This window comes from Brevibacterium marinum (assembly GCF_011927955.1).
Lineage (GTDB): Bacteria > Actinomycetota > Actinomycetes > Actinomycetales > Brevibacteriaceae > Brevibacterium > Brevibacterium marinum.
Map to the genome: position 1 here is coordinate 2,314,856 of NZ_JAATJN010000001.1, position 26,841 is coordinate 2,341,696.

Here is a 26,841-nt window from a genome sequence, read left to right on the forward strand (position 1 = left end):
CCGACTCACACAGACTGCGAAAGGACGGCGCAAATGGCCGACGATACAACGATTCGAGACATGTTCGGCATCGATGCAGACATGCCGGTGCCCGTTCTCGACGACGACAGTGACCTGATCCCGACCATCGATGAGAACTATCGGTTCGATCCGCAGGTGACCCGAGCCGTCCTGGCCGGGTTCGCCCATGGCTCGCGAGTGCTGGTCCAGGGACTGCACGGGACGGGGAAGTCGACTCATATCGAGCAGATCGCGGCCCGTCTGAACTGGCCGGTCATGCGCGTCAACCTCGACGGCCAGATCTCACGCGCCGATCTCGTGGGCAAGGACCAGGTCGTCATCGAAGACGGTCAGCCCCGCACAGCCTTCGAAGAGGGAGTCATCCCCTATGCCCTGAGCCGACCGATGGCTCTGGTCTTCGACGAATACGATGCGGGCCGACCGGAGGTCATGTTCATCATCCAGCGCCTGCTCGAACGCGATGGGCACTTCACCCTCACAGAGCAGAACCGGGTGATCCGCCCGCATCCGAACTTCCGCCTCTTCGCCACGGCCAACACCGTCGGGCTGGGCAACATCAACGGTCTCTACCACGGAGTCAACCGGCTCAACCAAGCTCAACTCGACCGCTGGAACATCATCGCCTCACTCGACTACCTCGACCCCGAAGAGGAATTCCTCGTCGTCACCGGGCAAGTGCCCGAAGCCGCGGATACCGTCGGCACCGACGGAGTACGGACGATGATCGAGGTAGCGGCGCTGACGAGGAGCGGATTCGCTGCCGGTGACGTCTCTGCACTCATGTCGCCGCGCACGGTCATCTCCTGGGCCCAGAACTCGGTGATCTTCGGCGACGTCGAACTCGCCTTCAGATTCTCCTTCCTCAACCGCTGTGATCCCTCCGAGCATCCTCTCGTCGCGGAATACTATCAGCGCTGCTTCGGCGATGAACTCAGCGTCAGTGAGATCGTGAAGGCAAGCTGATGACCGGCCTCGGATCGCTGTCATCGCAGCACTCTTCCCACCGAGAGGAGGCTATGCTGGAGAGGCGTCTGGCCTCGGTATTCAGGGCACTGAGCGGCGATCCCGGAGTCGACCTGTGGGCGCACCGGCCCATCGACTCCCGCGGGACATTGCCGATGAACGCCCCTCACCTCTACCCGAACCCCCGCACATCCGGTCTCGGTTCGCTGCGAGGAGCCACGGATGCGATGGCCATGCGCCGCAAGTTCAGCGACCTGGAGGTGCACCGTGTAATGCTGCCCGAGGCCAGAGAGGAACGACTCCTCGTCGAGATCCTCGAACAGTGCCGGTGCGAGTCCTTGGCCCCGCACGCGGGAGTCCGGGCCAATCTGTCGCTGCGCCATGCCGACTGGCGCAGCGAATACCTTCGCAGCCGACTCCATGAGACGCATCTGGGCATGCTGTTGTTCACGGTCATCCTCGTCACCCGGGCCGCACTGACCCGCGAGCCGATCACCCCCGCCGAGTCCGATCTGATCGAAGAGGCCCGCTTCGAGATCTCTGCCGATCTGGGTCCGTTCTTGCCGTTCCTGAAAGCGGCACGGCACGATCAGCATGCCTTCGCCGAGGTGGCCCGTGACCTTGCGCGCACGATCGCCGGTCGCATCACTGCGCTCGAAGATCGGGAGAGCACACGGACCGGAGCCCGCCAACGTCGAGCAACGGCGAGCCTGCCTCTGGTCTTCGACGTCAGCGAGGACTTGTTCGCCCCCGTCTCGGATTCGATGGGTGGACGCCTCCACCTCGCCCAGGGATATCGCATTTGGGACACGAGCTTCGACAGGACATCCCATATCACCGACCTGGTCAGGGCCGATAGCCTGAGCAGCGGGCGTCGCACGATCGCCGAGGAGACTGCCCGACTCGCGGTGCCGCTGGCTCCCGTCGTCACCCGCCTGCACAGCGTCATCGACGATGACACCGATGTCCACGAGGCCGTCGATGCCGATGAAGGCATTCTGGATTCCTCACGACTGACACGGCTGCTCACCTCTCCCGGAGACCCCCGGGTGTTCCGCGGACGCTCGCAGAGGGCTCAGACGGACTGCGCCGTGACCTTCCTGCTCGACCTCTCAGGGTCGATGAAACCGTATGCGTCCCGGCTCGGTGCGCTCCTCGACGTCATCGTCACGGCCCTCGACCGGCTGGACGTGAGCACGGAGATCCTCGGGTTCACCACGAATGCGTGGAACGGCGGTCGCCTGCGACAGAACTGGAAGAAGGCGGGATCTCCCGCCGGTCCCGGCCGCCTCAACGAGGTTCATCACATCGTGCTCAAGGCCGCACACTCCTCATGGCGCCGCTCGCGGACCCACCTGGGCGGGATCCTCAAGACCTCGCTGTTCCGCGAAGGCATCGATGCCGAGGGCCTGCGGTGGGCCGTCGACCGGCTGCGCAGCCAGCAAGCGGCGAAGTCGGCTGTGGTCGTCATCAGCGACGGACTGCCTGCCGATTCAGCCACCGGTGAGGCCAACGACGAGCACTTCCTGGCCCGCGACCTCCAGGCGACGGTGGCCAGTCTGCGCCGAGCCGGGGACATCGGAGTGATCGGAATCGGTGTTGACACGGATCCGAGCCTCATCTATCCCGTCGGCGTCGAGGTTGCCCCCGAGGACGTGGGAGACGCGGCATCGGTGCGCGCACTCGTAGACGCGCTCCGCAGGGTCCTCGGGCGCTGAGCGCGGAGCTCTCGACCGCTGAGCTCAGAGTCTTCGGGCGTTGAGCTGATCGGCCCGCTGCCGTCAGCAGCGGGCCGATCTCTAATTGCTGGGGTGTCTATCCCTTCAGAAGCCTCGGTTCTCGGTTGTCAGCGTCCCATCGCGTCGCATCTCTGCGCGCTCGCTGAACCGGGTGACTGCTGGACGGATGTCACCGAGGACTAGGCGATCGACCTGGTGGTCGGTGAGCTTCCTGTTGTGGCGAATGCGTGAGAGGAAGAAGACGACACCGATGACGATCCACACGGCCAGGGCGATGAGCGATTCTTTGCCCAGCGCACCGGGAGAGCCCGGAATGAGCAAGAGGAGCATGAAGATGATCGCAATCACCGCGCCCACACCGGACAGAACCTTCTTCGTCGTCGAGTACATGCCCGGCAGAGCCTCAGGATCCTGCGCTTCACGGGTGGGACGAAAGATCCTGAACGCACACAGGCAGGTGTAGAGGTAGGCGATGGTCACACCGATCGACGACATGTCGACGACCCAGGTCAGTGCCGCACGCCCGAACCACGGGCTGATGAGGCAGACGATGAGGACGGCGATGATCCCGATATGCGGTGTCTTGTACTTCGGATGCAGCCGAGCGAAGATGGGTGGGATCATCTGTGCACGGCCCATGGCCATGAGGACTCGGCTGGCGGAGACGTAGAAGCCGTTGAGGCCGGTGCTCACTCCCATTGTGATAGCGATGGCAAGCAGGAAGAGTCCTGAGCCACCGATGACGCCGGTGACTGCATCGGCCGTGCCCCATGCCGACCCCGAGTTCGCCAGTGCCTGCCAAGGTTCGGCCATCGACACCGAGACGAGCATCGCCATGTAGAGGGCTGCGGCGGTGACGATCGCGAGCACGATGAGGCGGAGTGCTTTGGCAGGGGAGAAGTCGAACTCCTCGGCGGCCTGCGGGACATTGTCGAAGCCGATGAAGGCCCAGGGAGCGATTGCGACGATCGCGATGATCGCAGCCACCGGGTTGACCCCGTCGGGCAGCGCTGGTGACATATTGCCGAAATGCGTCGTCGGGCTGGCGATGACTGAGATGATGATTGCGACGACGGCGATGATCATGAGCACGCAGGCCCAGAACTGGATCCGTCCGGACAGTGCGGTGCCGCGGATGTTGAGGACTGCGAAGACGACGAGCGCCGTGACCGAGATGAGGATCTCTGGCAGATACACGTCCCAGCCGGCCACGGAGTAGAGATAGCCCTGTTCGATGACCGAGGGCATGATCTTGCGGAACAGCAATGCCAGCGCCGAGGCGTTGAGCGCGACGATGCAGACGTAGCCGAGTGTGAGAAACCACCCGGCGAAGAACGCATGGACTCGTCCGTAGCCGATGAGGGCATAGGCCAGTTCGCCTCCGGAGACCGGGAACGTGCGGACGAGGAATCCGTAGCTGACGGCGATGATGAGCATCAGCCAGGCGCCGATGGAGAATCCGAGAAGGGTTCCCAGCGGGCCTCCCATCGCCAGCCAATCGGTCGGGAGGATGAAGGCACCCCAGCCGACTGCGGAGCCGAGTGCGATGGCGAAGACCCAACGCGGTTTGAGCGTCTTCGCCATCCTCTCGGGTTGTTCGCCGTGACCGGGATCTGACGGTGTGGTCGCGACGTTCGGAGTTGGGTTCTCTATTGATTTCGACATGGCACCTAACTTTCGTCACTACTCTGTGAACGTGGGTTCAGTGGTGGGTTCTCGGAGCGGCTGCTGAGTCGCCGTGGTCGGGGTGAGCGCCTGCAGGCACGTGATGAGGGCGACGTTGACGATGTCGGACACACTCGCCCCGCGGGAGAGGTCGTTGATCGGAGCCGCCAGACCTTGGAGCAGCGGCCCGAAGGCGTGGGCTCCGGCGAGGCGCTCGGCGATCTTGTATCCGATGTTGCCGGCGGCCAGGTTCGGGAAGACGAGCACATTGGCGTGCCCTGCGACCTCAGAGTCCGGAGCCTTCGACTTCGCCACCGATTCGACGATCGCGGCATCGAACTGCAGCTCGCCGTCGACATCGAGTTCGGGGCGAGTGTTGCGGATCCGCTGTGTTGCGAGCCTGACCGTGTCGATGTCTGTGTGTTGTGCGGATCCGGCCGTGGAGAAGGAGAGCATCGCCACCGAGGGAGAGGTTCCGGTGATCGCGGCGAAGGTCCGCGCTGTGGCCACGGCGATGGCGGCGAGCTGTTCGTCATCGGGGACGGGGATGACGGCACAGTCGCCGAACCCCAGATACCGCCCATCGGCCAGCTTCATGAGGAACGATGAACTGAGCACGGTCGAATCCGCAGCCAGCCCGACGATCTTCAGGGCTGCCCGGATGACATCGGCGGTCGGGCGATCCGCACCGGCGACGGCTGCGTCGGCGGCACCTTCTGCGACTGCTGCGGCGGCGAGGCAGACGGGATCTTTCAGCCACTGTTCGGTGAGATGGCGATGCTTTCTCTCCGCTCTGCGTCGAATCCGTGCACCAGTGGCTCCGGCTGCGAGATCTGAGGGATTTTCCACACTCCACTCGTCGACTCCCGCGATGCTGAGCCTCTCACCGCGACGCAGGACCTCTTCCCGGTCGCCGATGAGGACGGGACTCAGTCCAGCCTCGGCGAGGACACCGGCAGCACGAAGGATGCGGTCATCGTGGGATTCCGCGAGAACCACTCTGGGACGCATTCCGCGTCCACACAACCCGAGCACCCGCTCGAGCAGCATCGGGTCGACCTCGACCTCGTCGGGAAAGGGCACGGGCTGGGCCGTGAGAGTGTTCGTCTGACTGCGTGCTGCCGGTGTCTTCAACATGGGCCGATCCTCAGACTGCCGCCGACAGTGCCGAGACGCCGACGCGCTCGTCGACAGCTCCCATGACGTGATCGACCTTGTCGAGCAGGTCGTCGAGGACGGCCTGGTCGGCCACCAGCGGCGGGGAGAGGACGAGCATCGTCGCTCCGCGGTTGTCCGGACGGGTGATGAGTCCGACTTCCTTCATCGCTTGGGGGAGCACCTCGGTGAGGACTGCCTTGGACGCTTCGGGAGACAGCTCGGTTCCGGTGTCCCGGTCGGCCATCATCTCGATGGCGTAGAAGAACCCGGCACCGCGGTATTCCTTGATGCACCGGTAGGAGTCGGTGATCCGATCGAGCCCGTTCTGGAAATAGGGTTCGAGGCTGCGGACATTGCCCGGCACGTTCTCGTCGGCGAGAGCCGTGAGGTTCGCTGTGGCCACTGCAGTCGCCACGGGATGGCCGCCCCAGGTGGCACCATGGGTGAACGCTCCTGCGTCGGGGGAGTCGAGCAGGGCTTCGGCCAGGGGCTTGCGGATGATGACTCCGCCGAGGGGCAGGTAGCCCGAGGTGGAGCCCTTGGCGAAGGTGATGAGGTCGGGGACGACATCGAACTTGATCGAGCCGAACCATTCGCCCAACCGTCCGAAGCCGGTGATGACTTCGTCTGCGACGAGGAGGATTCCGTGCTCGTCGCAGATCTTCCGCAGTTCCTGCCAGTAGCCTTCCGGAGGCACAAGGGCGCCGCGGGAGTTCTGGACGGGTTCGGCGAACAGGGCTGCGAAGGTGTCGCCGCCTTCGCGTTCGATGAGTTCCCTGATGGCCTGGATCGAGGGCAGATCCGCAGCGGTTCCGCCTGCCGGGACCGCTTCGCCGAGCGTATTGGGAACGTGGAAGACTCCCGGCATGAGGTCGCCGAAGGGCTCTTTGTAGGCCGGGATGCCGGTGACTGCGAGAGCACCGAGTGTGGTCCCGTGATAGGCCATATCCCGGGCGATGATCTTCGTGCGCTGCGGCTGCCCCTGCGATCGGTGGTACTGGCGGGCGAACTTGACGGCCGATTCGACGGCCTCCGAACCGGAGTTCACGAAGAACACCGTGTCGAGGTCACCGGGAGCGTGGCCGGCGATGAGAGTAGCCGCGTCCACGGCCGCCGGATGAGCGGAGCCCCAGTTCGTCCAGTACGCGAGTTTGCTCATCTGTTCGTAGGCGGCTTTGGGGATGTCCTGCCGTCCGTGACCGATGTTCGCGCAGAACAGCCCGGCCAGACCGTCGAGGTGCTGATCGCCTCGCTCGTCGATGAGGTAACTGCCCTTGCCTTCGACGATGATCGGCAGATCTTCGTCATTCCACACCTTGCCCGTTGTGAAGTGGGGAAAAAGGTGCTGCTGGGCACGATTTGCATAATCCGAGATCGTCACGCGAACCCTCCAATCGGTCTTTCTGGGGTCGGTACGTCGAGGCGTCCCGACTCCGGCACTCCGTCTTTGGTGTGCTTGTCATCACTCTCTCGGCAATCTGGTTCCCGCTGAAGTCCCAGTCCGTTACGAGTTCTTTGGTACCAGAGGGTTCGAGCGGTCAGGCTTGGGAGAGGACCGAGTCGATGGCTTCGCTGAGGTGGCGGACTCCGGGGGTGATGGAGTCGAGGTCGATGACGGCGAAGCCGAGGCGGAAGAAGTTGCGATTGGTTTCGGGCGAGAGGAAGAACGGGTCTCCGGGTTCGATGACGACGCCTCGGCGCAGGCATTCTTCGGCCAGTTCGCGGCAGTCGAGTTCCGGTGGGGCCTGGATCCACACGCTGACACCTCCGGCCGGGAACGGCACTCTCCAGGGCAGGTGCTCCTCGAGCGCGCTGGTCAGTGTCTCCCATTTCTTCCGCAGCTGGGTTCGTCGGCGTGAGATCGTGCGATGGAACTGTCCGGAGTCGATGAGCAGCGCCATGGCGCGTTGGGTGTGGCCCGGGACGTGGCGGATGGAATAGCGGCGGTGGGTGCGCATGCGCTCGATGAGTTCGGGCTCCGCAACGATGTAGCCCAGCCGGAGTCCGGGGGCGAGGAATTTGCTGAACGAACCCAGGTAGATGACGTGATCGGAGTGGGGGAGGGCCTTGAGCGCAGGGGTGGGTTTGCCCCGGTATCGGAACTCTGAATCGTAGTCGTCTTCGATGATGAGGGAATTGGTCTCTCGCATGCGTGTCAGCAGCTGCAGTCTGCGTGAGGGGTCGAGTGTGACATTGGTGGGGCTGTGATGGCTGGGGGTGACGTAGACGATGTCGAGCTGATCATCGGGTGGGATCATTCCCTGAGAGTCGACGGGCAGGGGAATCAGTTGTCCGCCGACACGGGTGAAGGCGTGTTTGGCATCGACATAGCCTGGGTCCTCCACGCCGACGGTGGTGTCGGGGCCGACGAGCAGTTGGGCCAGAAGGTCGAGTCCCTGTTGGGATCCTGCGGTGATGAGCACATTCTCAGGGCTCACGTGAATGCCGCGGCTCGGGAGCACGCGTTGGCACAGCAGATCTGTGAGCAGCGGGTCGTCCTCGTCGATGGCGTCGCGGACGGAGAACGGCAGGTGCTTAGGATCCATGGCCGTGCGCAAGGCCCGGGCCCAGGCGAGCCTGGGGAACTCGTCAGGGTCGATCTGGCCGGCGACGAATGGGTAGGGGTACGACTGCCAGTTCTTCGTCTTGGTGATCTCTGGAAGATTCCTATCCGGGATCGCACGGATTTTGGATTCCCAATCGATGGACCCGTCGGAGAGTCGGGCACTGTGGTGCTTCTCCGATCCGTTGTCGAGCAGATTGGTGTTGATGAAGTGTCCGCTGCGAGCGCGCGCTTCGATGAGACCGGTGGCGACGAGCTCTTGGATTGCGGCATTGACCGTATTGCGTGAGAGCCCGAGTTCGTGTGACAGAGCGCGTGACGAAGGCAGGGCGACATCCGGATTCATCACACCGGAGAGGATCTGATGTTCCAGGGCCCGACGCAGCTGCCGATAGAGCGGTTCGCTCGAGTCCATCGAGATCTCGATCGGGGACAGGGCCGGTGGGCTGAGTGTGGATTCTGAGTGGTCGTCGTGGGACGTCATGTCTGCACCTTCAGATCGATATATCGTCGTCAGCGGTGGACTCGGGCGCGGGAAAGCGGGGGACGACGACCATCGGAACCGGCAGACTGCGGAGCATCTTGTTGGCCGTAGTCCCGAGGAAGATCGACTGTCTGCGGGCCAGTCTGTTCGAACCGATGAGGACGATCTCGCCCTCATCCCAGGTGAGTGTGTCGATGGCGGATTCGATGGATCGGCCATGCGCGACGTCGACCATGACCTCGGTGGCGTTGTCGACCGACTGGGAGGCGCGCACGAGCAGCTTCTTCGCATGGTCGCTGGCAGCGTCGGTCGTCTCAGCGGCCCCAGAGCGTGCGTCGAAAGCGATGAGCGAGATCAGCCGCAGGGGTACGTCATGGAGAACTGAGGATTGGGTCGCGACGTTGAGGGCCACCTCGGCGCCGGGGCGCATGCCCAGAGCACATGTCAGCCGGGTCAGACGACTGGGCGGCAGATAACCGGACGGGGCCAAAGCGACCGAAACGGGGGAAGAATGGAGGAGTGCGTTGGCCACCGATCCTACGGTGAAGCGTCGCAGCGGACCGTGGCTGGCCGCGCCGACGACGATGAGGTCGCAGGGACGTTCCGTGGCCTTGTCGATCAGCCCCGTTGCCATGGAATCGGAGAAGTGGACCGATGTCGTCGAATGGATGGTCTTCGGAATGAGATCGTGTGTCTTCGCCATCCATTGCTGAGCCTCCTCGAGGCAGAGCTTCTGGAATTCGCGTTCCGGTTTCGACACTGCCTGTTCCGGCGGGACACCGCGGATCACATGGACCAGGTCGAGTTCGACAGGGTGGGACGTCAGCGTCGATTGGGCAAGCGTGAGCGCAAGTGACACGGCGTCGCGTCCGCGTTTGTCCATGGTGATTCCGACGACGTAGCGCATACAGTCTCCTTTGACCTGCGGCTGACTGGGGCTTCCCGTTGACTATAGGACAGTCGGACGAAGGCGAACAAAGACTGGTTCATTTGCGAGACCGCCGTTGTCGGCGATCTCGGAAATGGTCGAAATCTCCAGCATTTCGTTCTGTTTGCTGCTGGCTTCGGTGTGCTGCTGGGAGCTGGATCCCGCTTTCTCGACGAGCGTGGGTCGAGTATGTCGTAGTCCAGCGGGGGTTCGTAAACGAGAGGCAGCTTAGTCTCGTGGCATTGAGCGTGTCAGAGATCGCCGATCAATTGTGGGCCGAATGCGTCGGTGAAGTCTGATGAAGCGCCAAGGGCGACCTCGCCGAAGGCGCTGGCTGTCGATACTGTTCTTCGCGAGATCATCACGGTCGGTGACTCGATATTGAGATCGTGACAGTCGATGAAAGCCACGTCTTCGCCAGTTCGAAGGGCGCTGAGATCGGTGACGAACCCGATACCGTAGCCTGCCGCGATGAGTGCGATCTGAGCCCCAATGGAATCAGCCTCAACGATATCGGTCGGATCAAAGCCTCCCTTGTCGCGACAGGCAGTCACCAGAGCATCGAAGTACCGAGCGCCTCGCCTGCGACCGTACATAATCAACCGTTCGTCAGCCAGGTCAGCAAGATGCACCCGTTGTCTGGCTGCCAGACGGTTGTTCTGAGGCACAGCGAGGATGAGTTTCTCTTCGAGCAACACCGTCGTCTCAAGGTCGGAGTCGTTTTTCCCTCCTACGATCTCGTGACGCTGCCTTGTCAGTGCGAGGTCGATCGTCTTCGCGTCGAGCTGGTCGGCAAGAGTGGCCGCATCACCTTCCAATACACGGACATCGATACCTGGAAACCTGCGACGAAAACGTCCGAGGACAAAGGGGAGGAATCGCTCACATGCCACCGGACTCGCTCCGACCGTCAGGGTCCCGCGCCCCCGTTCTCCAGCGGTATCCACCTTGCTTCGCAGCAACTGGGCCTGATGGAGCAAGATCTCCGCTTCGCTTCTGAGCGCGGACCCGGCCGATGTGAGCATGATGCCTCGGGGAGTGCGCGTCATCAGGGGGCGACCGATCGCTTCCTCAAGCATCTTGAGTTGAAGACTCAAGGCCGGCTGTGAGATGTGCAGTCGCCGCGCAGCGCGAGTGACGTTCCCCTCGTCGGCGACCGTGGAGAAGTATTCAAGGCGCTTCAGCGTCAGTTCCGACATAACTCTCTCCTATGAGAATCATCAAAAAACGGTATTGGACTTATCATAGTCGTCGTTCGAGAGTGGTGAGCAAGTCGAATCTTCCAGCGTTGCAAGAAAGGCGACACATGAACCTCTCGCCCCTCGACCTGATCATCGTCAGCCTCTATTTTCTAGTAATACTCTTCATCGGTTTCCAGACCGCACGCCGCATCAAGAGTGCCGATGACTTCTCGGTCGCCGGTCGTCGCCTGATCTGGCCGGTCGTCTTCTCTACCCTGGCTGCAACCTTCCTCGGCGGCGGAGCCACACTCGGACGGGCCGGCGAATCCTATGAGGTCGGATATGCGTTCATGGTTGCCGCCATCGCCTTTCCCGTACAGACGGTGATCACCGGCTGGTTCATCGCTCCGCGACTCAACAGCTACACCACGTCTGTGACGATCGGCGACGTGTTCGACCTTCATTCGGGAAAGCTCGCTCGGCTCATCGTCGGCGTCCTCGGACTGCTGGTGACAGTGGGCATTCTTGGGGCTCAGGGTCTCGCACTGGGATCGATCTTCCAGGTTGTCTTCGGCATCGATTCCACCGTGGGGATTGTCATCGGCATGGGTGTCGTGCTCGTCTACTCGACTGCCGGCGGCATCTGGGCAGATGTGCAGACCGACGTGTTCCAATTCGTGCTCCTGGGCCTGTTTTTGCCGGTAGCACTTCTCATCGGCGTCTTCCGTGCCGGCGGTCCGATGGACCTCATCGAGAGGATCCCGGACACCCACCTCGATTTCTTCGGCACGTACGGCTTTTGGGAATTCGCTGCCATCTTCATCGCTTTCGCTCTCGGGGAGGCTCTCATTCCGCCTTATGCGCAGCGGGCGCTGGCTGCACAGAACCCGCTGTCGGCCAGAAAGGGGTACGCACGTGCCGGTGCCTTCGGCCTGGTCTTCTACTTCGTCAGCGCCAGCCTCGGCGTCGTCGCCCTCGTCTTCTACCCGAACATCAGGCCCGACGATGCGATTCCGACGATCATCATCGATATGCTTCCCCTCGGCATCGCTGGCTTGGTTGCCGCCTCACTCGTCGCAGTCATCATGTCCACGGCTGATTCGCTGCTCAACTCAGCGTCGGTGATCTTGTCCAACGATCTCGTCAAAGGCTTCATCGCGCGCAACATCAGTGGACGACAGCTGCTGTGGGTCGAACGGTCCAGCAACTTCCTCATCGGCTTCGGGGCCCTGCTCTTCGCTCTCAATGCAGAGACCATCGTCGATGCCCTTATGCTCACCTACGGGCTGTGGGGTCCGACCGTCGTCGCGCCATTCGTCTTCGCCATCATGTCGAGGCGCCGAGCCCCCGTAGCAATCGTCGCCTCGATGCTGGCCGGAGTCACGGTCGCGATCGTGTGGACCTTCGTACTCGGCACACCGAATGACATCAACGCCATCATCGTGGCTCTGCCTGTGAACATCGCTGTCCTGGCTTGCGCCTACATGCTGATCGACAGGCCGAAGAACTTGCAGACTCAGGTTGGAAAGGTAGTCACATCATGATCGTCCTCGCAGCAGCATTCATCGTCATCCCTATCGCCATCATCATCTGGGTGGCATACGTGGGGGTCCTCGGTCTCCGGTTCTGTTGGAACATGCTCTTCAGATATTCCGAAATGGAGCTCGCGGAGACTGCCAGCACCGAGAGCCCAGCCGATGAGTGAGCGATCCGTGGACTACGACCTCATGGTCATCGGGGCAGGTGCCATCGGCGTCACAATCGCTATGAATGCTGCCGAGCGAGGACTTTCAACAGCCGTCGTGGAAGCGCGTGCCGAACCTGGGATGGGCTGCTCCTACGCCAATGCCGGTCTTCTCGCTCCCAGCCATGCGCATCCGCTGACAGGGTTCGGCAACGTCAGGGCCGGACTGCGAAATATCGCAAACCCCTACGGACCCTTCAAGCTCGATCCCAGTGCGGAGAACATCAGCTGGATACCTCGCTTTCTGCTTGCGTCTTTGCCGCGGGAGCACGACAAAGCGATCGACACTCAACGACGACTGAGCGGGGCGAGCACCGCGATGCACCGTTCTATGGCCAGATCGGGGCTCGACACAGGCTTTCGACAGAACGGATTGCTCGATGTCTATCGGAACCTCACGGCCGCACAGGCGACGACTGACGACCTCGAGAACCACCCGTTGCGCCCTGCATTTTCCCTTCTGAGCGCAGCACAGATCATGGAGAAGATTCCGACGGCAGCCGGTCTGGAAGCCGGAGTGTTCACCACAGATGACGCGCACTGTGACGGATACCGATATGTACATGCCGTGGCAGAGCGCGCAGCCGAGCTCGGAGTCGATTTCCGCTTCAATGCACCCGCCGGGGCTCTGCTCCGCCGCAACGCTGTCACACGAGGTGTGAGCACCTCTGTTGGAGACCTGAGTGCGAATCATACGGTCGTAGCGGCAGCCGAACCATCGAAGCGTCTGCTCAAACCGACTGGTCTGCACCTGCCGATGATCAATGGAAAAGGTTATGTCGTGGACCTGGCCAAGAGCTCGAGTGACCCGGGATTCCCCATCGGCATCAAAGACGAGATGATCGTCGCAACCCCCTATCCCGATCGCCTCAGGCTCGCCGGAGTCATGGAGCTGACCGGATCTGACGACTCTGTCGATGCCACGCGGGTGGGTGCGATGATCACAGCGGGCGAAAGCGTGTTCCCCGGGCTCTCCTCGCGCGACATCCTGGAATCTTGGGCGGGACTTCGCCCGTGCATTGCCGACGGTCTGCCTGCTGTTGGACGCACCCACGATCCTGGACTATCGGTGGCAACCGGTCACGGCCAGCAAGGTCTGGTTCTGGCGCCCATCACTTCGGCAATTGTCCAAGCCCAGCTGCAGGGGCAACCGGGGACACCAGCCGGGGTCGACCCCCATGCAATCAGTCCGGAACGGTTCCGAAAGCGCTGAAGTCACGCCAGACTGTTCATAGCCCGGTCTGTCGTGCCGTGAGTCGGGAGGCACTTCTACAATAGCCATCACGCCTCCCCGCCTTGGAAATCGCAGTCAGGTCACCACCGCCGATGAACTTCCTCGGCCCATCCGAAGACCTCTGTCACTCGATACGCGCGGCCTTCGAGGGACCAGACGGTCCCGGAGAAATGGCCGAAGACCTGTTCCTCGCGACTGCTGACGATCTTCTTGTCGAACCCGGAATGGCGATGGTACTCGGGGGTGAAGATCAGGTCGACTCGTTCGCCCTTGATCGTCCACGGTGCCATCCAGTCCTCAGTGTCGTAAGTCCACTCGAGCTCTTCGCTGATCTTTTCGATCTGACCATTGAAGCGCAGCGCATTCTCGGTCGACGGAGTCCCCGCCGTCCACTTGGCACCGAACTGCAGGCCGATCTCTTCCCCGTCAGTCGTCCCGCTGCCAGAGGCCCAATTCCACAGGGTGTCGTAGGGCCACTTGCCACGACCATGGTCCATCGTTGCCGTCGTTGTCTTCTCATCCAATCGGTAGGTGACACCATTGGCCCGAACACGTCCGCTTGCGGTCAGGCAGTTGTCTTTCCTGGTGTATTGGAAGCGTCGGCTGCTCCACGGAACCAGCACGCCCATCGACTGGTGATCGTTGGGAACGCTGACCTCCACCTCGGCGTTCACATTCGCCGTAACGACGTTGAGTGCGACGATCTGATTGCCGAAGGTGATTGAGATGTCGACGTTCTTGTCGCCGGAGCGAATCTGCTGTGTGCCCCACGGCGCGCGCGAGGTGGGATTGGATTTGAACCAGTCCATGGCGCTCGCCGTGGTCTCGGTCTGTGTCCTTCTGTCGAGGAAGAAGAGGGACGTGGCGGATTTGTAGTCCGTATCCGAGATGGAAAATGCCAGGATCATTTCGGGTGACACGATGCACCAGTAGTCGAATCGCTTCCGGCGTCCCCACCCCTTGAGGTTGGCCCGGTGCAGCGGGAATCGGCTCCATCCGACGGCGGCCTGGTTGAGTGTCCCGTTCTTCAGGCACATGTCGACGGGCTGGTGAAGTTCCTTCTCCATTTGTTTCCTTTGATCTGGCTGATTGGTGATTGTTTCCGGTCGCTCATCGGCGATGACTGTCTCAGGCCTTCGCACTCTTCATGGCCTGAAGCTCCTCAAGGATCTGCGGATACTGCTTGTCGAGCTTGAAGAAATAGAGGAGCACTGCCATGAGGACGCTGACGAGAGTCGGAACCCAGATGAAGAGGTTCGAGATCATCGTGACGGCTTCCGCGGACTGCGTATCCTGGCCGCCGAGGTATCCGCTGGCAGCAAGACCCCATCCGATGAGTGCGCTGCCGAGTCCGGTGCCGACCTTGATCCCCATGCTGGCTCCGCTGTAGATGAGTCCTTCGATGCGGATGCCGGTCTTCCACTCTCCGTATTCCATCGTGTCGGCGAGCATGGCGAAGATGACGCCCATGATCGCAGCCTTGCCGATCCCGCGGACGATCTGTCCGATGACGACGACGGCAGTGCTGTCGGGAACCAGGAAGATGATGAGAGATCCGAAGACTGCGATCAGGCAGCCGACGATTGCGGTGTTGCGCTTGCCGAATCGGCGGGTGATGGGCACGACGATGAGCATTCCGCCCAAGGTGGCCAGCGTCAGCGCAGTAGCGACGAGGCCGACGAGAGCAGGATTCCCGAGCACGTACTCGGAGTAAAAGATCGCGACTCCGGCGGTGATCGCGTTGTAGATGTACATGAGCAGCAGCACCAGGGTCGCGATGAACCAATACTTGTTGCGCATCAGTGAGATCAGACTGGCTTTGACCGTCGGCCTGTCCTTGCCCTGCTTGGTACCGACCGGGTCCGTCCGCTCCTTCGTGGACCAGAACGTGAAGAAGTACGTGGCTGCGGCAACGAGTCCGAAGACGATGAATGTGTAGACCCAGCCGGTCTGGCCGCCACCGAGGAAGTCGACGATCGGCAGAGTGATGTTGGTGATCGCAATGATGGCAACATATGCGCCGACCATTTTCGCTACGTTGAGCACCGAACGTTGGTGCTGGTCGTAGGTGATCAGCGCACCGAGCGTGCCATGCGGAATCTCCACAGCGGTGTAGACGAGCAGCGCAATGTTGTATGTGATGATGATGTAGATGATCTGCACGGTGGTGCTGGCATCGGGGACTGCGAAGAGAGCGGTGGCGACCACAGCGAAGGGCAGCGCCAACCACAGCAGCCAGGGTCGTGCCTTGCCGAAGCGTGTGCGAGTTTTGTCGAGGACGACACCCATCGCCACGTCACTGGCGCCGTCGATGAGGCGGGAGAAGAGGAAGATCGTTCCGATCAGTCCTGCGGCGACGCCGACGACATCGGTGTAGAAGTACACGAGGAACGTCGAGATCCCGGTCCAGACGACGTTGTTGGCGCCTCCTGCCATTCCGTAGCCGAGCTTCTCGACGAAACCCGGCTTCTCCGGATCCTGCTGCTTGATCGGTGTGTCGGTGCTGTTCACAGGCATGAGCTTCCTCGGTCATTCCAGGCGTCAGCGCTCTCACTTCTGACGCACTTTTCGGCGGTTGTGCTGTTCACGATCCACACGATGTGCTCGCCGATCGTGAAGACAGGCAGACAAGTCTGAGCAGAGTCGGCGAGTCTATGGGGCCCTACGAAGGTGCTCTGTAGAGAAATCTAAACAGATCACCGAGAGTATTGCAACGTTGCAATACTCAGATCATAAAGGCGGTGAGAGGGGGAGCCGTCGGCAAGATGTGGAGTCGTCGTCGAGGCGAAGTCAGGCAACGCGAGGTAGTCAGCCCCGAACTGTCGGGGACAAAACAGCGGCTCGTTCGGGGTATGAGCGGCTAGGGCAAACCGCCCGCTGTCGACTCGCGGACCATCAAACGATGAGGAGCGACCCGTCCGACCGGGGCCTCCGTTGAGCCCAGGATGCGTCGATGTACCGCCTCGACGGCGAACCGCGCGATTGCATTCATATCCGGCGCGACCGTCGTGAGGGTGGGGGTTGAGAAGCCGCCTTCCGGGGTGTTGTCCCAGCCGGTGACGGCAATGTCGCCCGGTACGTTCACATCGGCCTCCCTGAACGCCCGGAGCAGGCCGATTGCCAGAAGATCATTCGCACAAACCACCGCATCGATCTGAGACGTCTGCCGCAGCTGCAGAATCTGTTGGGCGCGGGCGTAGCCCTCCTCGCGGGAGTAGTCGCTCTCTGCACTGACGGGAGCGGAAGTGGCGGTCTGGGTGACGGCGCCGATGATGAGCTCCGGGTCCTCGTCGATCTCGGCAGCGGTGAGGGCGCGACGGTAGCCTTCGAGCCGGAGATCGCCTGTGCCGAGCGTGCCTTCGGTGAGGTAACCGAGGAATGCGATTCGGCGATGACCGAGTGAGATGAGGTGTTCGGTCGCTTCGCGTGTCGATTCGACGTTGTCGGCGGTGACATGGTCGATTCTGGGATCGAGCGTATGCTCCCCGAGCAGCACGAGCGGTGTTTTGTCGCGGGCGGCGAGGATTGAGTCGACGGGCAGAGCCAAGGGACTGAAGATGATGCCGTCCGCGTGGCTGTTCTGGTATCCGTGGGCCACCTGCTCTTCCTTCTCCGGCAGTCCACGTGTCTCGTCGATCAGCACGGTGTAGTCATACGCCTTGGCCGCTTCGACGACGGCATGCGCCAGGCTGGCGAAGTACGGATGATCGATGTACGGGATCGCGAGAGTGATGAGATTGCTGCGTCCAGTGCGCAGTTGCCGTGCCGCCGTCTGGGGCTTGTAGCCCAGTTCGGCGATCGCGTTCTCCACTTTGGCCTTGGTCTCCGGCCTCAGGTAACGATGCCCGTGGATGACGTTGGAAACCGTGCGCCATGACACTCCGGCCAAGGCTGCCACGTCCTTGATGCTGGGGCGGGGCTTGTCACGTCTGGTCCCAGCCTCATCCGTCATAAAACCACTTCTCCGTGTGCGCTCCTCAAGCCATCATAGTTTCACAGGGTTCAGGCAATCGGAAAACATGCGACCGATTGACTTCCAGATCCATCCGCCTGGTCATTGTGCTATTCGCCCCCCATCGCCGAGGTGGGGCGGCCCATTGTTTCGATCGCCGTCCCGCAGTGTGTGCGGGGTGTTTTCATGGGAACAGCAGCGTGGTGTGGGGCTTCGTGCTGGGTGTTGACTCTCGGTCAGATGGCTCGAGATCTGATCACAGCGGTGAAATGGGCACTTGGTGCGAGATCATGGTGCTGTGAACTCTTCTAGACCTTCATCGTGGAGCCTGTCTCCGGATGACTTCGATTCTCTCGCCGCCGGGGCTGCGCTCCTCGGCTCGGGAGGCGGAGGCGATGGCCGAATCGGCCAGAATCTTCTGAGCATCCTCCCACCCGAAACTCGCGTCACTGTGGTGTCGGCCGAAGAGCTTCCATGCGATGCCGGTGTTGTCCACGTGGGTACGGTCGGTTCGCCGGACGTCGTCAGCGAACGTCTGCTCGATCCTGCAGACTTTGCTCGAGCCGCCGAAACAGTCGCTGACCTGGTGGGACGTGACATTGACGCGATCGGCTGTATTGAAATCGGTGGTCTCAACACACTCATCAGTGTGTTGGTGTCCGCGCACATCGGCGTGCCCATCGTCGACGGTGATCTGATGGGCCGTGCCTTTCCGCGAATCCACATGACGTTGTTGTCAGCCCATGGACGAAGGAGCACCCCCTTGTCTCTGGTGAGTCCCAGTAGGGATGTTGCAGTTCTCAAGGACGGGTCACCTCGGCGGCTCGAGGCGATGCTGTCGGCGATCGTGAGTTCGATGGGTGGAGCAGCCGCACTGGCCGTCTATCCCGTACTCGCGGCGGAGCTCCGGCAGATCGGAATGGGATCGAGCCTGAGCCACTGTTTGGACATCGGTCGAGCATTCCGGAGAAATATGCACCGCAAGACCACTGAGTTGACTGAACTCATCGGCGGTCAGCTCGTTGCTGAAGGAGTCGTTGAAGAGGTGCGCAATGGGGATCTCAGCTCTCTGACAGTAGTGAATGATCTGCGACGGAGTGCGGCGAGAATCGACTTCATGGATGAGTTCCTTGCAGTCACTGTCGATGGTACGTCGGTGGCGAGTACCCCGAAGATCATCATCGTCGTGGACCGGACGACGAACCGCCCATTGAGATGCGACGAGGTCACCCGTGGACTGTCGGTGGTGGTGTCGACACTGCCAACTATTCACGAGTGGCCCGAGGGCGCGCTGTCACTGGTGGGTCCGGAAGCCTTCGGCATGGACATGGGGGAGGACTGAGACATGGTCGAATCAGTGCAGGTCCGAGATCTGTTGTCCTACCCGGTGTTGCATGGTGCTCGAGTCGTTGCCGGTGAGGAGGGACTCGACGATGACATGGACGATGTCGTCTGGTTCGCCGGGGACCTGAGCGCCGTGGACCGTGCGGTGTTGGTCTGCGCTCGAGAATTCAGCGTTCCCTCATACAAGCTCGACTCCTTGGTCAGGAAGGCTCACGATGCCGGCGCCTCCGGACTGCTCATCTTCGCCGATGATCGTTCGCCGCTATTGTCGACGGTCCGGTTGGCTGACCGTTTGAGGTTCCCCGTCATGCAGACGATGCAGGCGGACCCGGCAGTGGTGGTGCCGCAGCTGATCACTATGGTCCGGGCGCCTCAACTGGTGCAGTCTGCGACCGTGGTGAGCCTGTCGCGACAGCTGAGTTCACGACGCACAGGGGAGGAGATCCTCACAGCGGCGAATTCGGTGCTGCAGACGAATCTCGGCCTGGCCGCGCCCGACGGGTCGAGCATTCTCGGCGCGCATTTGATCCTCGACGAGGATCTGCACCTTGACCGGGCTGTCACACAGCGGGGCCGACGCACGCTGATTCATCCCGTGCTCGACCCGGACGATACCCGTCCGGCCGCTTGGCTGATCGCTCCTTTCGGCCAGACGTCCTCTGCTCGTCTTGACATCCTTGAATTTGGGCTGCTGATCGTCGAACCCTTCCTTCGTTCGTGGCTGTCGACTCAACGGGCTAAGACGGAGAAGAGTCAGGTGATCAGAGCTCAGCTGTTCTCCGAGATCGTGGCGGCCAGGGACACGATCAGCCGCGACTACGTCGAATCGGCTCTGTCCCTCGGTTGGCGACTGCAGGACTGGCACACCGGACTGCATATCTGGGCGGGGGATCAGGTCGATGAATCGCAGTTGACGGCGGACCAGCTGCGAAGCGAGCTGGCGAACCGGGGTATCGGGGTCACCACCAGCATCCCTCGCGGCGACGGTCACGTGATGTGGGTGACGACAGCTGCGGAGCCGAGCGCTGAAGACGGCCGAGAAATGCTCCGCCACGTGCGGCAGGCGGTCCTGCAGCTGGACCGTCGAGAGTGCGTGATCGCAGGGATCGGACGACCCCGCAAGGGTCCCGGGGGCCTCTCCGACACGGTGCATGAGGCGAGAGACGCGTCCGACTTGGCTGCCAGCCATAGATTTCGACCTGCTGTTGAACACGTCGACGAGTTGGGCGTCGCTCGTCTGCTCGCCACGTGGCAGCGCTCAGAGGTCACCCGAGCTTTTGCCGAGTCCGCTCTCGCCCCTCTCATGGACTCACCGCAGCTGCTGGAAACTCTGCAGGCCTACTTGGAAAGCGGGGGATCGACGTCGACAACCGCAAGTGCCCTGGGAATTCATCGCAATACCGTAGCTGCTCGTGTGCAGCAGATTCGTGCTCGGTTGGATGTGGACCTCGACGATCCCAGTCAGCGCTTGGCGTTCCAGCTCGCCTGCCGTGCCTTGGCATACTGATGTCGGAGCGAATGGTTGATTGAGACGGACAGGGAAAGCTCTTCGATAAATCAGGCATCCTCATTGTTCAGTTCTGGGCACTTTGCACGATGAAGGTGGTCAACGAAGGCAAACTGCACATAGCTCGGGTGAACATCTGGTCGTAGCGTGATGAGGAAAGTACGCAAGCGAGCAATGGAGCAGACATGCATATTCGAGTGATCGTTCCTGTCATCGGCGATGACCTCCTGGACCGCGTCATCGAGGAGGTTCAAGGCTGGGCAGGCCCAGGAACTACCGTTGATGCGGTTTCTCTGAAACGAGGCACGGCCAGCATCGAATCCGAGTACGATGAGGCACTTGCCGCACCCGGAATTCTCGACCGCATCGTCGAGGCCAAGGTTGATGGAGTCGACGGAGTCTTCGTCACCTGCTTCGGCGATCCCGGCGTCCACGCGGCCCGGGAGATCATCGATGTTCCAGTGGTGGGCGGATATGAGCCGGCCATGCTCACCGCAATGAGCTTCGGCGAGAAGATCGGCATCGTCACAGTGCTGCCGAATGTCCTTCCCATGCTTCACAGTCTCTCCCGCCGATACGGCATCGACAACCGTGTTGGTGCTATACGTGTCATCGATCTGCCGGTGCTGGGCCTAGAAGATCGACAGACGATGGTCGATCGGCTGTACGAACAGTCACTCGACGCCATCGAATCGAACGATGCTGATGTACTTGTCCTCGGCTGCACGGGAATGCTGGGAGTGGTGCAGGAACTGATGAACAGACTTACCGAAGCCGGTCACAGGGTTCCGGTTGTCGACCCCACCGGTGCGGCGATCACGTGGCTTGAAGGCAGTCACCGACTGGGCATTTTCCCGAGCCGGAGCACCTACATGCCGCCGCCGGCGAAAGAACGCTCAATCTGATCACAGATTGGCCGCTGCAATACATTCGCCCACCCCCGCATGCGCAAAGGCTTCAGCAGGACTTGCTGATCATCAGAAGGAAAAAATACTATGTCAAAGACGACATCCCGAGATGCCGACGACTACTCGTTGAGCAGAGTCCCACGGTCCGCCCGATACCATTGGTTTCTCATTGCGGTGCAACGCTTCGGTCAACTGTCCGCACTGTCCCAGTTTTTGATCGGTGCCACACTCGGTTTTGGAATGTCATTCTGGAACGCATTCCTGGCTTTCACCTTCGGCGCTGTAATTCTGGAACTGGTGACGATCTTCACCGGCGTCATCGGTATGAAGCAGGGAATGAGCACCTCGGTGGTCACTCGTTGGACTGGCTTCGGAACTGTGGGCTCTGCGATCATCGGCCTTGCCATCGGTGTCAGTGCCGTCGGATGGTTCGGTATCCAGTCAGGGGTCTCTGCCGATGGTCTCGCCCTCATCATGCCCTTCCTTCCGAGCTGGGCCTGGTCGCTGATCTTCGGAATCCTCATCACTCTCGTCGTCGTGCGCGGTATCGGATCGATGCAGTGGATCGCGAACATCACAGTGCCGATCTTTATGGCACTCGTCGGATGGGCTGTGATCTCTGAGCTGAGTACGCATGCGATATCCGACATGATCGCCGCTGCTCCGGCCGGCGAACCGATCAGTCTCGTGGCTGGCACCACCATTGTGGCGGGCAGCTTCATGGTCGGTGCCGTCATCTGTCCCGACATGAGCCGGTTCAATCGCACCATCGGCGACGTCGTCAAGCAGACAATTCTCGGATTCACTCTCGGCGAGTACGTCATCGGAATGTCCGGCGTTCTGCTCGCTCACGCGCTCAAAACCGCTGACATCACACAGATCATCATCTCCTCGGTTGGATGGGTCGGTGTGCTCATCATTGTGTTGGGCACCTTCAAGATCAACGACTGGAACCTCTACAGCTCCGGCTTGGGCGTCGTGAACTTCATCGACACGATATTTGGGCGGAAGATGAATCGTGCAGTGGTCACCGGAGTCCTCGGCGTGGCCGGTTCGCTTTTGGCTGCCGCCGGTATTCTCGGCAAGCTTGTCGGGTTCCTGACCATTCTCGGTGTCGCATTCCCGCCGGTCGCTGGGATCATGATTGCCGAATACTTCTTTGTGAAGAGGTGGCGGAACGACCTTGAGTCCACGAAGGGTGACGAGTTCCCTCGTACAGCGCCGCGCTTCGTGCCGGTAACCCTGATCATTTGGGTCGTGGCGTCGGTCGGAGCGTACTTTGTGACCTGAGGGATCCCGTCGATCAATGCCGTGGCTTCGGCCTTTCTCCTTTACCTGATTCTGGGAAAATTGGGCCTCATCCGCGGCTATGGCACCCACCATGTCAATGCATCCGACAACACAGACGCCAGCACACACCACTTGGAAGGTCAGGTATGAGAATTGGAATCGACGTCGGTGGTACAAACACCGATGCTGTGGCACTGGAGGGCAGGACCGTTCTTGCTAGCGTCAAGCAGACGACAAGCGAGGATGTGACGACTGGCATCGTGCAAGCCCTGAAGTCGTTGAAGGCACAGCATGATTTCGCGCCTGCCGATGTCGAAGCAATCATGCTCGGCACCACACATTTCATCAACGCGCTCGTCGAGGGGCGAGATCTTGCCCCCACGGCGGCGCTGCGCCTGGGGCTGCCAGCCACTGCGTCGCTGCCACCCATGGTGGGGTGGCCCGAACGTCTCACGACCGCGGCCCGAGGAAAGTCGTATCTTGCGCATGGCGGACATGAGTTCGATGGACAGGAGATATCGCCCCTGCGACCCGACGAGATTCGCGGGATCGCTCATGATATGGAAGCTGCAGGAACACGCTCGATTGCAATCTCCTCGGTGTTCTCGCCGATCAACGATGAATTCGAGGAGAGCGCGGCAGAAATCATCCGCGCTGAGCTGGGGTCGGGTGTTGCTGTGTCACTGTCGCACGAGATCGGCCGAGTTGGTTTGCTTGAGCGGGAGAACGCGACGATCATCAATGCCGCGCTTCGAGAGTTGGCGGATAAGATCATCGGGCGACTCGTCGAGGTGATCCATGCCGAGGGTTACAGCTGTCCACTCTTCCTGAGCCAGAACGACGGAACGCTGATGGACGTCGAGTACGCCCGAAAGTATCCGGTTGCGACGTTCGCCTCGGGCCCTACGAACTCGATGCGGGGCGCGGCAATCACATCGGGCTTGGAAACATGTGCAGTCGTCGACGTCGGGGGCACCACGTCGGACGTCGGAGTCCTCACCAACGGATTTCCCCGCGAAGCGACCACCGTCGTCGACGTGGCGGGAGTGCGCACCAATTTCCGTATGCCCGATGTCCTGTCCATGGGAATAGGCGGCGGGTCGATCGTCCACGATGGATACGTTGGTCCGGCCTCCGTCGGCTACCGTCTCACCTCGGACGCGCTGGTCTTCGGCGGCGCAACCGTCACTGCAACCGACATCGCTGTGGCAGCGGGTCTCGTCGACCTGGGAGACGCCTCTGCGGTGGCTCACCTGGATAGCGGGATGGTCAAAGCCATGGTCGATCAGATCGGAACACGCGTCGCGGATACTGTGGAGCGAATGCGCACGTCCTCGGCTCCTCTGCCGGTCGTGGCAGTCGGAGGCGGTTCGGTCATTCTGCCGAAGGCGCTGCCGGGCCTCGCCGAGATCCACCTGCCGCAGAATTCCGGAGTTGCCAACGCAATCGGAGCTGCGATCGCACAGGTCAGCGGTGAGGTTGACAAAGTCTATTCTCTGGCGACGCGAAGCCGCTCATCCGTCATCGATGAGGCGAAAGCTGAAGCGACGGAGAAGGCGATTGCGGCCGGTGCATCGGCGGAGAACGTCGAGGTTGTCGAGTTCGATGAGTTCCCGATTCCGTATCTGCCGGGAAACGCGACGCGGATACGAGCCAAGGCAGTAGGAGATCTCGGTATCAAGGAGATGGCACGATGAGCACAGTTGCAACTGACACACCAGGTCCACAGACTCTCATGGTCCGGCCGGAAGACTGCCCAGACTTCGCAGCCGGTGCTGCAATCCTCGGCACGGGAGGCGGAGGAGACCCGCACATTGGAATGCTCATGGCTCAAGCCGCTTTGGACAAGCACGGTCCGGCCGACTTGGTGAAGCTCGAGGATGTTCCCGATGATGCTGTCGTTCTTCCCATTGCGATGATGGGAGCTCCGACGGTGATGGTGGAGAAGCTCGCGTCGGCCGAGCAATTCGTCGAGTCGATTCGATCCATCGCAAAGTATCTCGGTGTCGAACCTACTCACATTGCCTGTATGGAGGCCGGCGGGGTCAACTCGATGATCCCGATGGCCGCGGCCGCTGAGCTCGGGCTGCCGCTGATCGACGCTGACGGCATGGGGAGAGCTTTCCCTGAGCTCCAGATGGTGCTTGCAACCTTGTGCGGAGTGCAAGCGGCGCCGATGTCGATCAGTGACGAGAAGGGCAATTCGATAGTCCTGGAGACTGTGAGCAACAAGTGGGCCGAGCGTTTGGCGCGTACCGCCACTGTGGAGATGGGATGTTCGACGATCGTCAGTCTCTACGCGATGACCGGCGCACAGGTGAAGAACGCCTTCGTCCCGGGAACATTGAGTCTGTGCCGAGAACTCGGTGCGTGCATCTCCTATTCTCGACATCATGCGGGTTCCGCGAAGGATGCTGTGATCTCACGACTTGGCGCGGTGCAGATTGCCGAGGGCAAGATCAGCGACGTCGAACGCCGGACGACATCGGGATTCGCCCGTGGCCGGGCCGAACTGACGACGGCGGAGGGGACTGTTGAGATCGAGTTTCAGAACGAAAACCTTCTCGTTCGCCGAGGTGGCGACGTGGTGGCGACGACTCCTGACCTCATCATCGGGCTCGATACCGATACCGGTGAGGCGGTGACGACGGAGCAGCTGCGCTTCGGCACTCGGATCAGTCTGATTGTTTCCCCGGCCGATGAGCGCTGGCATTCAGCGGGCGGCTTGGAATTGGCTGGCCCCCGGTATTTCGGGTACGACACCGATCCAGTCCGTCCGGTCGAGTTCAGACGGTGATGACTCGGTTGAGTCTCAGCTTGTTCCCGAGAGCAATGTGCTCACGCTGGTGAAGCCGAACGGTAAGATGTTTTTGCGTGAGGGCCGGAAACAAAGTGGTGGCGACCGAGCCAGCTGTGGCCTTGGCTCGGAAACGGCCGCTTCACCATGTCTCTTTGACAAAACCGTCTACTGATCAGTCGAACAGGATGATCTGCCGGACGGCTTTGCCCTCAGCGAGGGTGTCGAGTGCTTTGTTGATCTGCTTGAGCGGCATGGTCGATGAGACGAGTTCACTGACTGGCAGCTTGCCTTCGCGCCACAGTCGGGCATAGGTCGGAATGTCGCGGGTTGGGACGGCAGACCCCAGGTACGACCCCATTACCGTGCGCGCCTCGCTGGTGAGCACGACAGGATGGATCGTGGACTCCGCGGTCGGTGCCGGGAGGCCCACCGTCACGGTCGTCCCTCCCGGAGCTGTCGCGGAGAATGCCGTCTCGAATGCGCGCGGGTGGCCGGCCGCCTCGATGACGATCGGAGCGCTGATGCCGCGCTCCTCGACCTCGGCCGGGGTGTAGGCCTCTGACGCACCGAGCTCTCTGGCTCGGTTCAGCTTCTCCGGATTGGCGTCCACACCGATCACTCTGCCGGTCTCCAGCCCCAGCGCAGTCATGAGCGCGGCCATGCCGACACCTCCGAGGCCCACGATCAACACGTCCTGACCCGGCTGCGGCTTGCCGGCGTTGATGACGCCACCGCCACCGGTGAGCACTGCACATCCCAGGGGCGCGGCCACCTCGGGAGGTACATCGTCACCGATCTTGATCACCGAGGCCTGATTGACCACAGCATGATCGGCGAACACGGAAACGCCGAGGTGGTGGAACAGTTCGCCGGAATTCTGACCATCGGCATCGACCTCGTGGAGGCGGGATAGCCTGGCAACACCTTCGTCTGTCCGCGGAACAGATGACGTCTCCGGAATGTCGAATCCGGGGAGGTATCCGGCATTGTTGCTCGTGCTTCCGGGAATACATGGCAACTTGCCGTTCGTTCGGCAGTGGTCGCATTTGCCGCACCGCGGTAGGAAGACGGTCACGACATGGTCGCCGAGCTCCAGGCCGTCAACGTTTGGGCCCACCTGTTCGACGATGCCGGTGCCTTCGTGCCCCAGCAGCATGGGCAGTGGTCGTGGGCGATTGCCGTCGACGACCGACAGGTCGGAATGGCATAGACCGGCAGCAGTCATTCTGATGAGCACCTCGCCTGGACCGGGTTCGTCCAGCTCGATGTCGACGATGTCCAACGGCTTGGACTCCGCATACGGGCGAGATGGCTCCATCGTGCGCAGCACTGCTCCGCGAATCCTCATGCGATGTCCCCT

21 protein-coding genes are annotated in these 26,841 nt (G+C 61.5%); 11 read left to right on the plus strand and 10 right to left on the minus strand.

The annotated features are described in order from the left end of the window. The first annotated feature begins 33 nt into the window (after nt 1–33). Together BKA07_RS10225 and BKA07_RS10230 are read left to right on the plus strand one after the other, a co-directional pair. Nucleotides 34–984: an AAA family ATPase gene (locus BKA07_RS10225; RefSeq protein WP_167950809.1), complete on the plus strand. Its 951-nt coding sequence runs from the start codon at nt 34–36 to the stop codon at nt 982–984. 53 nt (nt 985–1,037) lie between these two features. Then, nucleotides 1,038–2,702, plus strand: coding sequence for a cobaltochelatase CobT-related protein (locus tag BKA07_RS10230; RefSeq protein WP_167950810.1), 1,665 nt, complete (start codon nt 1,038–1,040; stop codon nt 2,700–2,702). A 105-nt stretch (nt 2,703–2,807) separates the two neighbouring features. Here the strand turns inward: BKA07_RS10230 and BKA07_RS10235 are convergent, their stop codons facing one another. From BKA07_RS10235 to BKA07_RS10260, 6 genes are all read right to left on the minus strand, one after another. Beyond that, nucleotides 2,808–4,388: an APC family permease gene (locus tag BKA07_RS10235; RefSeq protein ID WP_167950811.1), complete on the minus strand. Its 1,581-nt coding sequence runs from the start codon at nt 4,386–4,388 to the stop codon at nt 2,808–2,810. 18 nt (nt 4,389–4,406) lie between these two features. Then, nucleotides 4,407–5,525, minus strand: a complete 1,119-nt coding sequence (locus tag BKA07_RS10240) for a phosphotransacetylase (protein ID WP_167950812.1) — start codon at nt 5,523–5,525, stop codon at nt 4,407–4,409. A 10-nt stretch (nt 5,526–5,535) separates the two neighbouring features. Continuing rightward, nucleotides 5,536–6,927 (minus strand): aspartate aminotransferase family protein, encoded by a 1,392-nt coding sequence (locus tag BKA07_RS10245; protein ID WP_167950813.1) that lies wholly within the window; start codon nt 6,925–6,927, stop codon nt 5,536–5,538. Nucleotides 6,928–7,084: 157 nt separating this feature from the next. Then, entirely contained in the window at nt 7,085–8,593 is a 1,509-nt protein-coding gene (gene pdxR, locus BKA07_RS10250; protein ID WP_167950814.1) for a MocR-like pyridoxine biosynthesis transcription factor PdxR, read from the minus strand. Between the two features lie 10 nt (nt 8,594–8,603). Further along, nucleotides 8,604–9,500 carry a universal stress protein gene (locus BKA07_RS10255; protein ID WP_167950815.1) on the minus strand — a complete coding sequence of 299 codons (897 nt, stop codon included), beginning with the start codon at nt 9,498–9,500 and terminating at the stop codon, nt 8,604–8,606. 272 nt (nt 9,501–9,772) lie between these two features. Continuing rightward, nucleotides 9,773–10,720 carry a LysR family transcriptional regulator gene (locus BKA07_RS10260; RefSeq protein WP_167950816.1) on the minus strand — a complete coding sequence of 316 codons (948 nt, stop codon included), beginning with the start codon at nt 10,718–10,720 and terminating at the stop codon, nt 9,773–9,775. A 107-nt stretch (nt 10,721–10,827) separates the two neighbouring features. On the opposite strand from BKA07_RS10260, the gene BKA07_RS10265 reads away from it, so the two are divergent. From BKA07_RS10265 to BKA07_RS10275, 3 genes are read left to right on the plus strand one after another with little or no spacing between them, the layout of a single operon-like run. Beyond that, a complete protein-coding gene (locus tag BKA07_RS10265) occupies nt 10,828–12,246 on the plus strand; it encodes a sodium:solute symporter family protein (protein ID WP_167950817.1) in 1,419 nt (472 codons plus the stop codon). Next, entirely contained in the window at nt 12,243–12,407 is a 165-nt protein-coding gene (locus BKA07_RS10270) for a hypothetical protein (RefSeq protein ID WP_167950818.1), read from the plus strand. The genes BKA07_RS10265 and BKA07_RS10270 overlap by 4 nt, the downstream gene beginning before the upstream one ends. Beyond that, a complete protein-coding gene (locus tag BKA07_RS10275; protein ID WP_167950819.1) occupies nt 12,400–13,659 on the plus strand; it encodes an NAD(P)/FAD-dependent oxidoreductase in 1,260 nt (419 codons plus the stop codon). Before BKA07_RS10270 ends, BKA07_RS10275 begins: the two co-directional genes overlap by 8 nt. 101 nt (nt 13,660–13,760) lie before the next feature. Here the strand turns inward: BKA07_RS10275 and BKA07_RS10280 are convergent, their stop codons facing one another. The 3 genes from BKA07_RS10280 to BKA07_RS10290 all read right to left on the minus strand — a co-directional run bounded on the left by BKA07_RS10280 (nt 13,761) and on the right by BKA07_RS10290 (nt 17,632). Next, nucleotides 13,761–14,747, minus strand: a complete 987-nt coding sequence (locus BKA07_RS10280) for a DUF2804 domain-containing protein (RefSeq protein WP_167950820.1) — start codon at nt 14,745–14,747, stop codon at nt 13,761–13,763. A 61-nt stretch (nt 14,748–14,808) separates the two neighbouring features. After that, nucleotides 14,809–16,197, minus strand: a complete 1,389-nt coding sequence (locus tag BKA07_RS10285) for an MFS transporter (protein ID WP_167950821.1) — start codon at nt 16,195–16,197, stop codon at nt 14,809–14,811. 343 nt (nt 16,198–16,540) lie between these two features. Then, nucleotides 16,541–17,632 (minus strand): LacI family DNA-binding transcriptional regulator, encoded by a 1,092-nt coding sequence (locus BKA07_RS10290; protein WP_167950822.1) that lies wholly within the window; start codon nt 17,630–17,632, stop codon nt 16,541–16,543. A 298-nt stretch (nt 17,633–17,930) separates the two neighbouring features. Between BKA07_RS10290 and BKA07_RS10295 the strand changes: the two genes are divergently transcribed. The 6 genes from BKA07_RS10295 to BKA07_RS10320 all read left to right on the plus strand — a co-directional run bounded on the left by BKA07_RS10295 (nt 17,931) and on the right by BKA07_RS10320 (nt 25,478). Beyond that, nucleotides 17,931–18,974, plus strand: a complete 1,044-nt coding sequence (locus BKA07_RS10295; RefSeq protein WP_167950823.1) for an S-methyl thiohydantoin desulfurase domain-containing protein — start codon at nt 17,931–17,933, stop codon at nt 18,972–18,974. Between the two features lie 3 nt (nt 18,975–18,977). Continuing rightward, the gene (locus BKA07_RS10300; protein WP_167950824.1) at nt 18,978–20,483 is read left to right on the plus strand and encodes a helix-turn-helix domain-containing protein; all 1,506 of its coding nucleotides are present in this window, start codon (nt 18,978–18,980) and stop codon (nt 20,481–20,483) included. Nucleotides 20,484–20,668: 185 nt separating this feature from the next. Further along, complete coding sequence (locus BKA07_RS10305) at nt 20,669–21,388, plus strand: aspartate/glutamate racemase family protein (protein WP_167950825.1); 720 nt, start codon at nt 20,669–20,671, stop codon at nt 21,386–21,388. A gap of 90 nt (nt 21,389–21,478) precedes the next feature. Continuing rightward, a complete protein-coding gene (locus tag BKA07_RS10310; protein WP_342449030.1) occupies nt 21,479–22,681 on the plus strand; it encodes a purine-cytosine permease family protein in 1,203 nt (400 codons plus the stop codon). A 146-nt stretch (nt 22,682–22,827) separates the two neighbouring features. Beyond that, nucleotides 22,828–24,378 carry a hydantoinase/oxoprolinase N-terminal domain-containing protein gene (locus BKA07_RS10315; protein WP_167950826.1) on the plus strand — a complete coding sequence of 517 codons (1,551 nt, stop codon included), beginning with the start codon at nt 22,828–22,830 and terminating at the stop codon, nt 24,376–24,378. Next, entirely contained in the window at nt 24,375–25,478 is a 1,104-nt protein-coding gene (locus BKA07_RS10320; protein WP_245161915.1) for an S-methyl thiohydantoin desulfurase family protein, read from the plus strand. The genes BKA07_RS10315 and BKA07_RS10320 overlap by 4 nt, the downstream gene beginning before the upstream one ends. A 175-nt stretch (nt 25,479–25,653) precedes the next feature. Here the strand turns inward: BKA07_RS10320 and BKA07_RS10325 are convergent, their stop codons facing one another. Beyond that, nucleotides 25,654–26,829, minus strand: a complete 1,176-nt coding sequence (locus BKA07_RS10325) for an alcohol dehydrogenase catalytic domain-containing protein (RefSeq protein ID WP_167950827.1) — start codon at nt 26,827–26,829, stop codon at nt 25,654–25,656. Nucleotides 26,830–26,841: the final 12 nt, after the last annotated feature.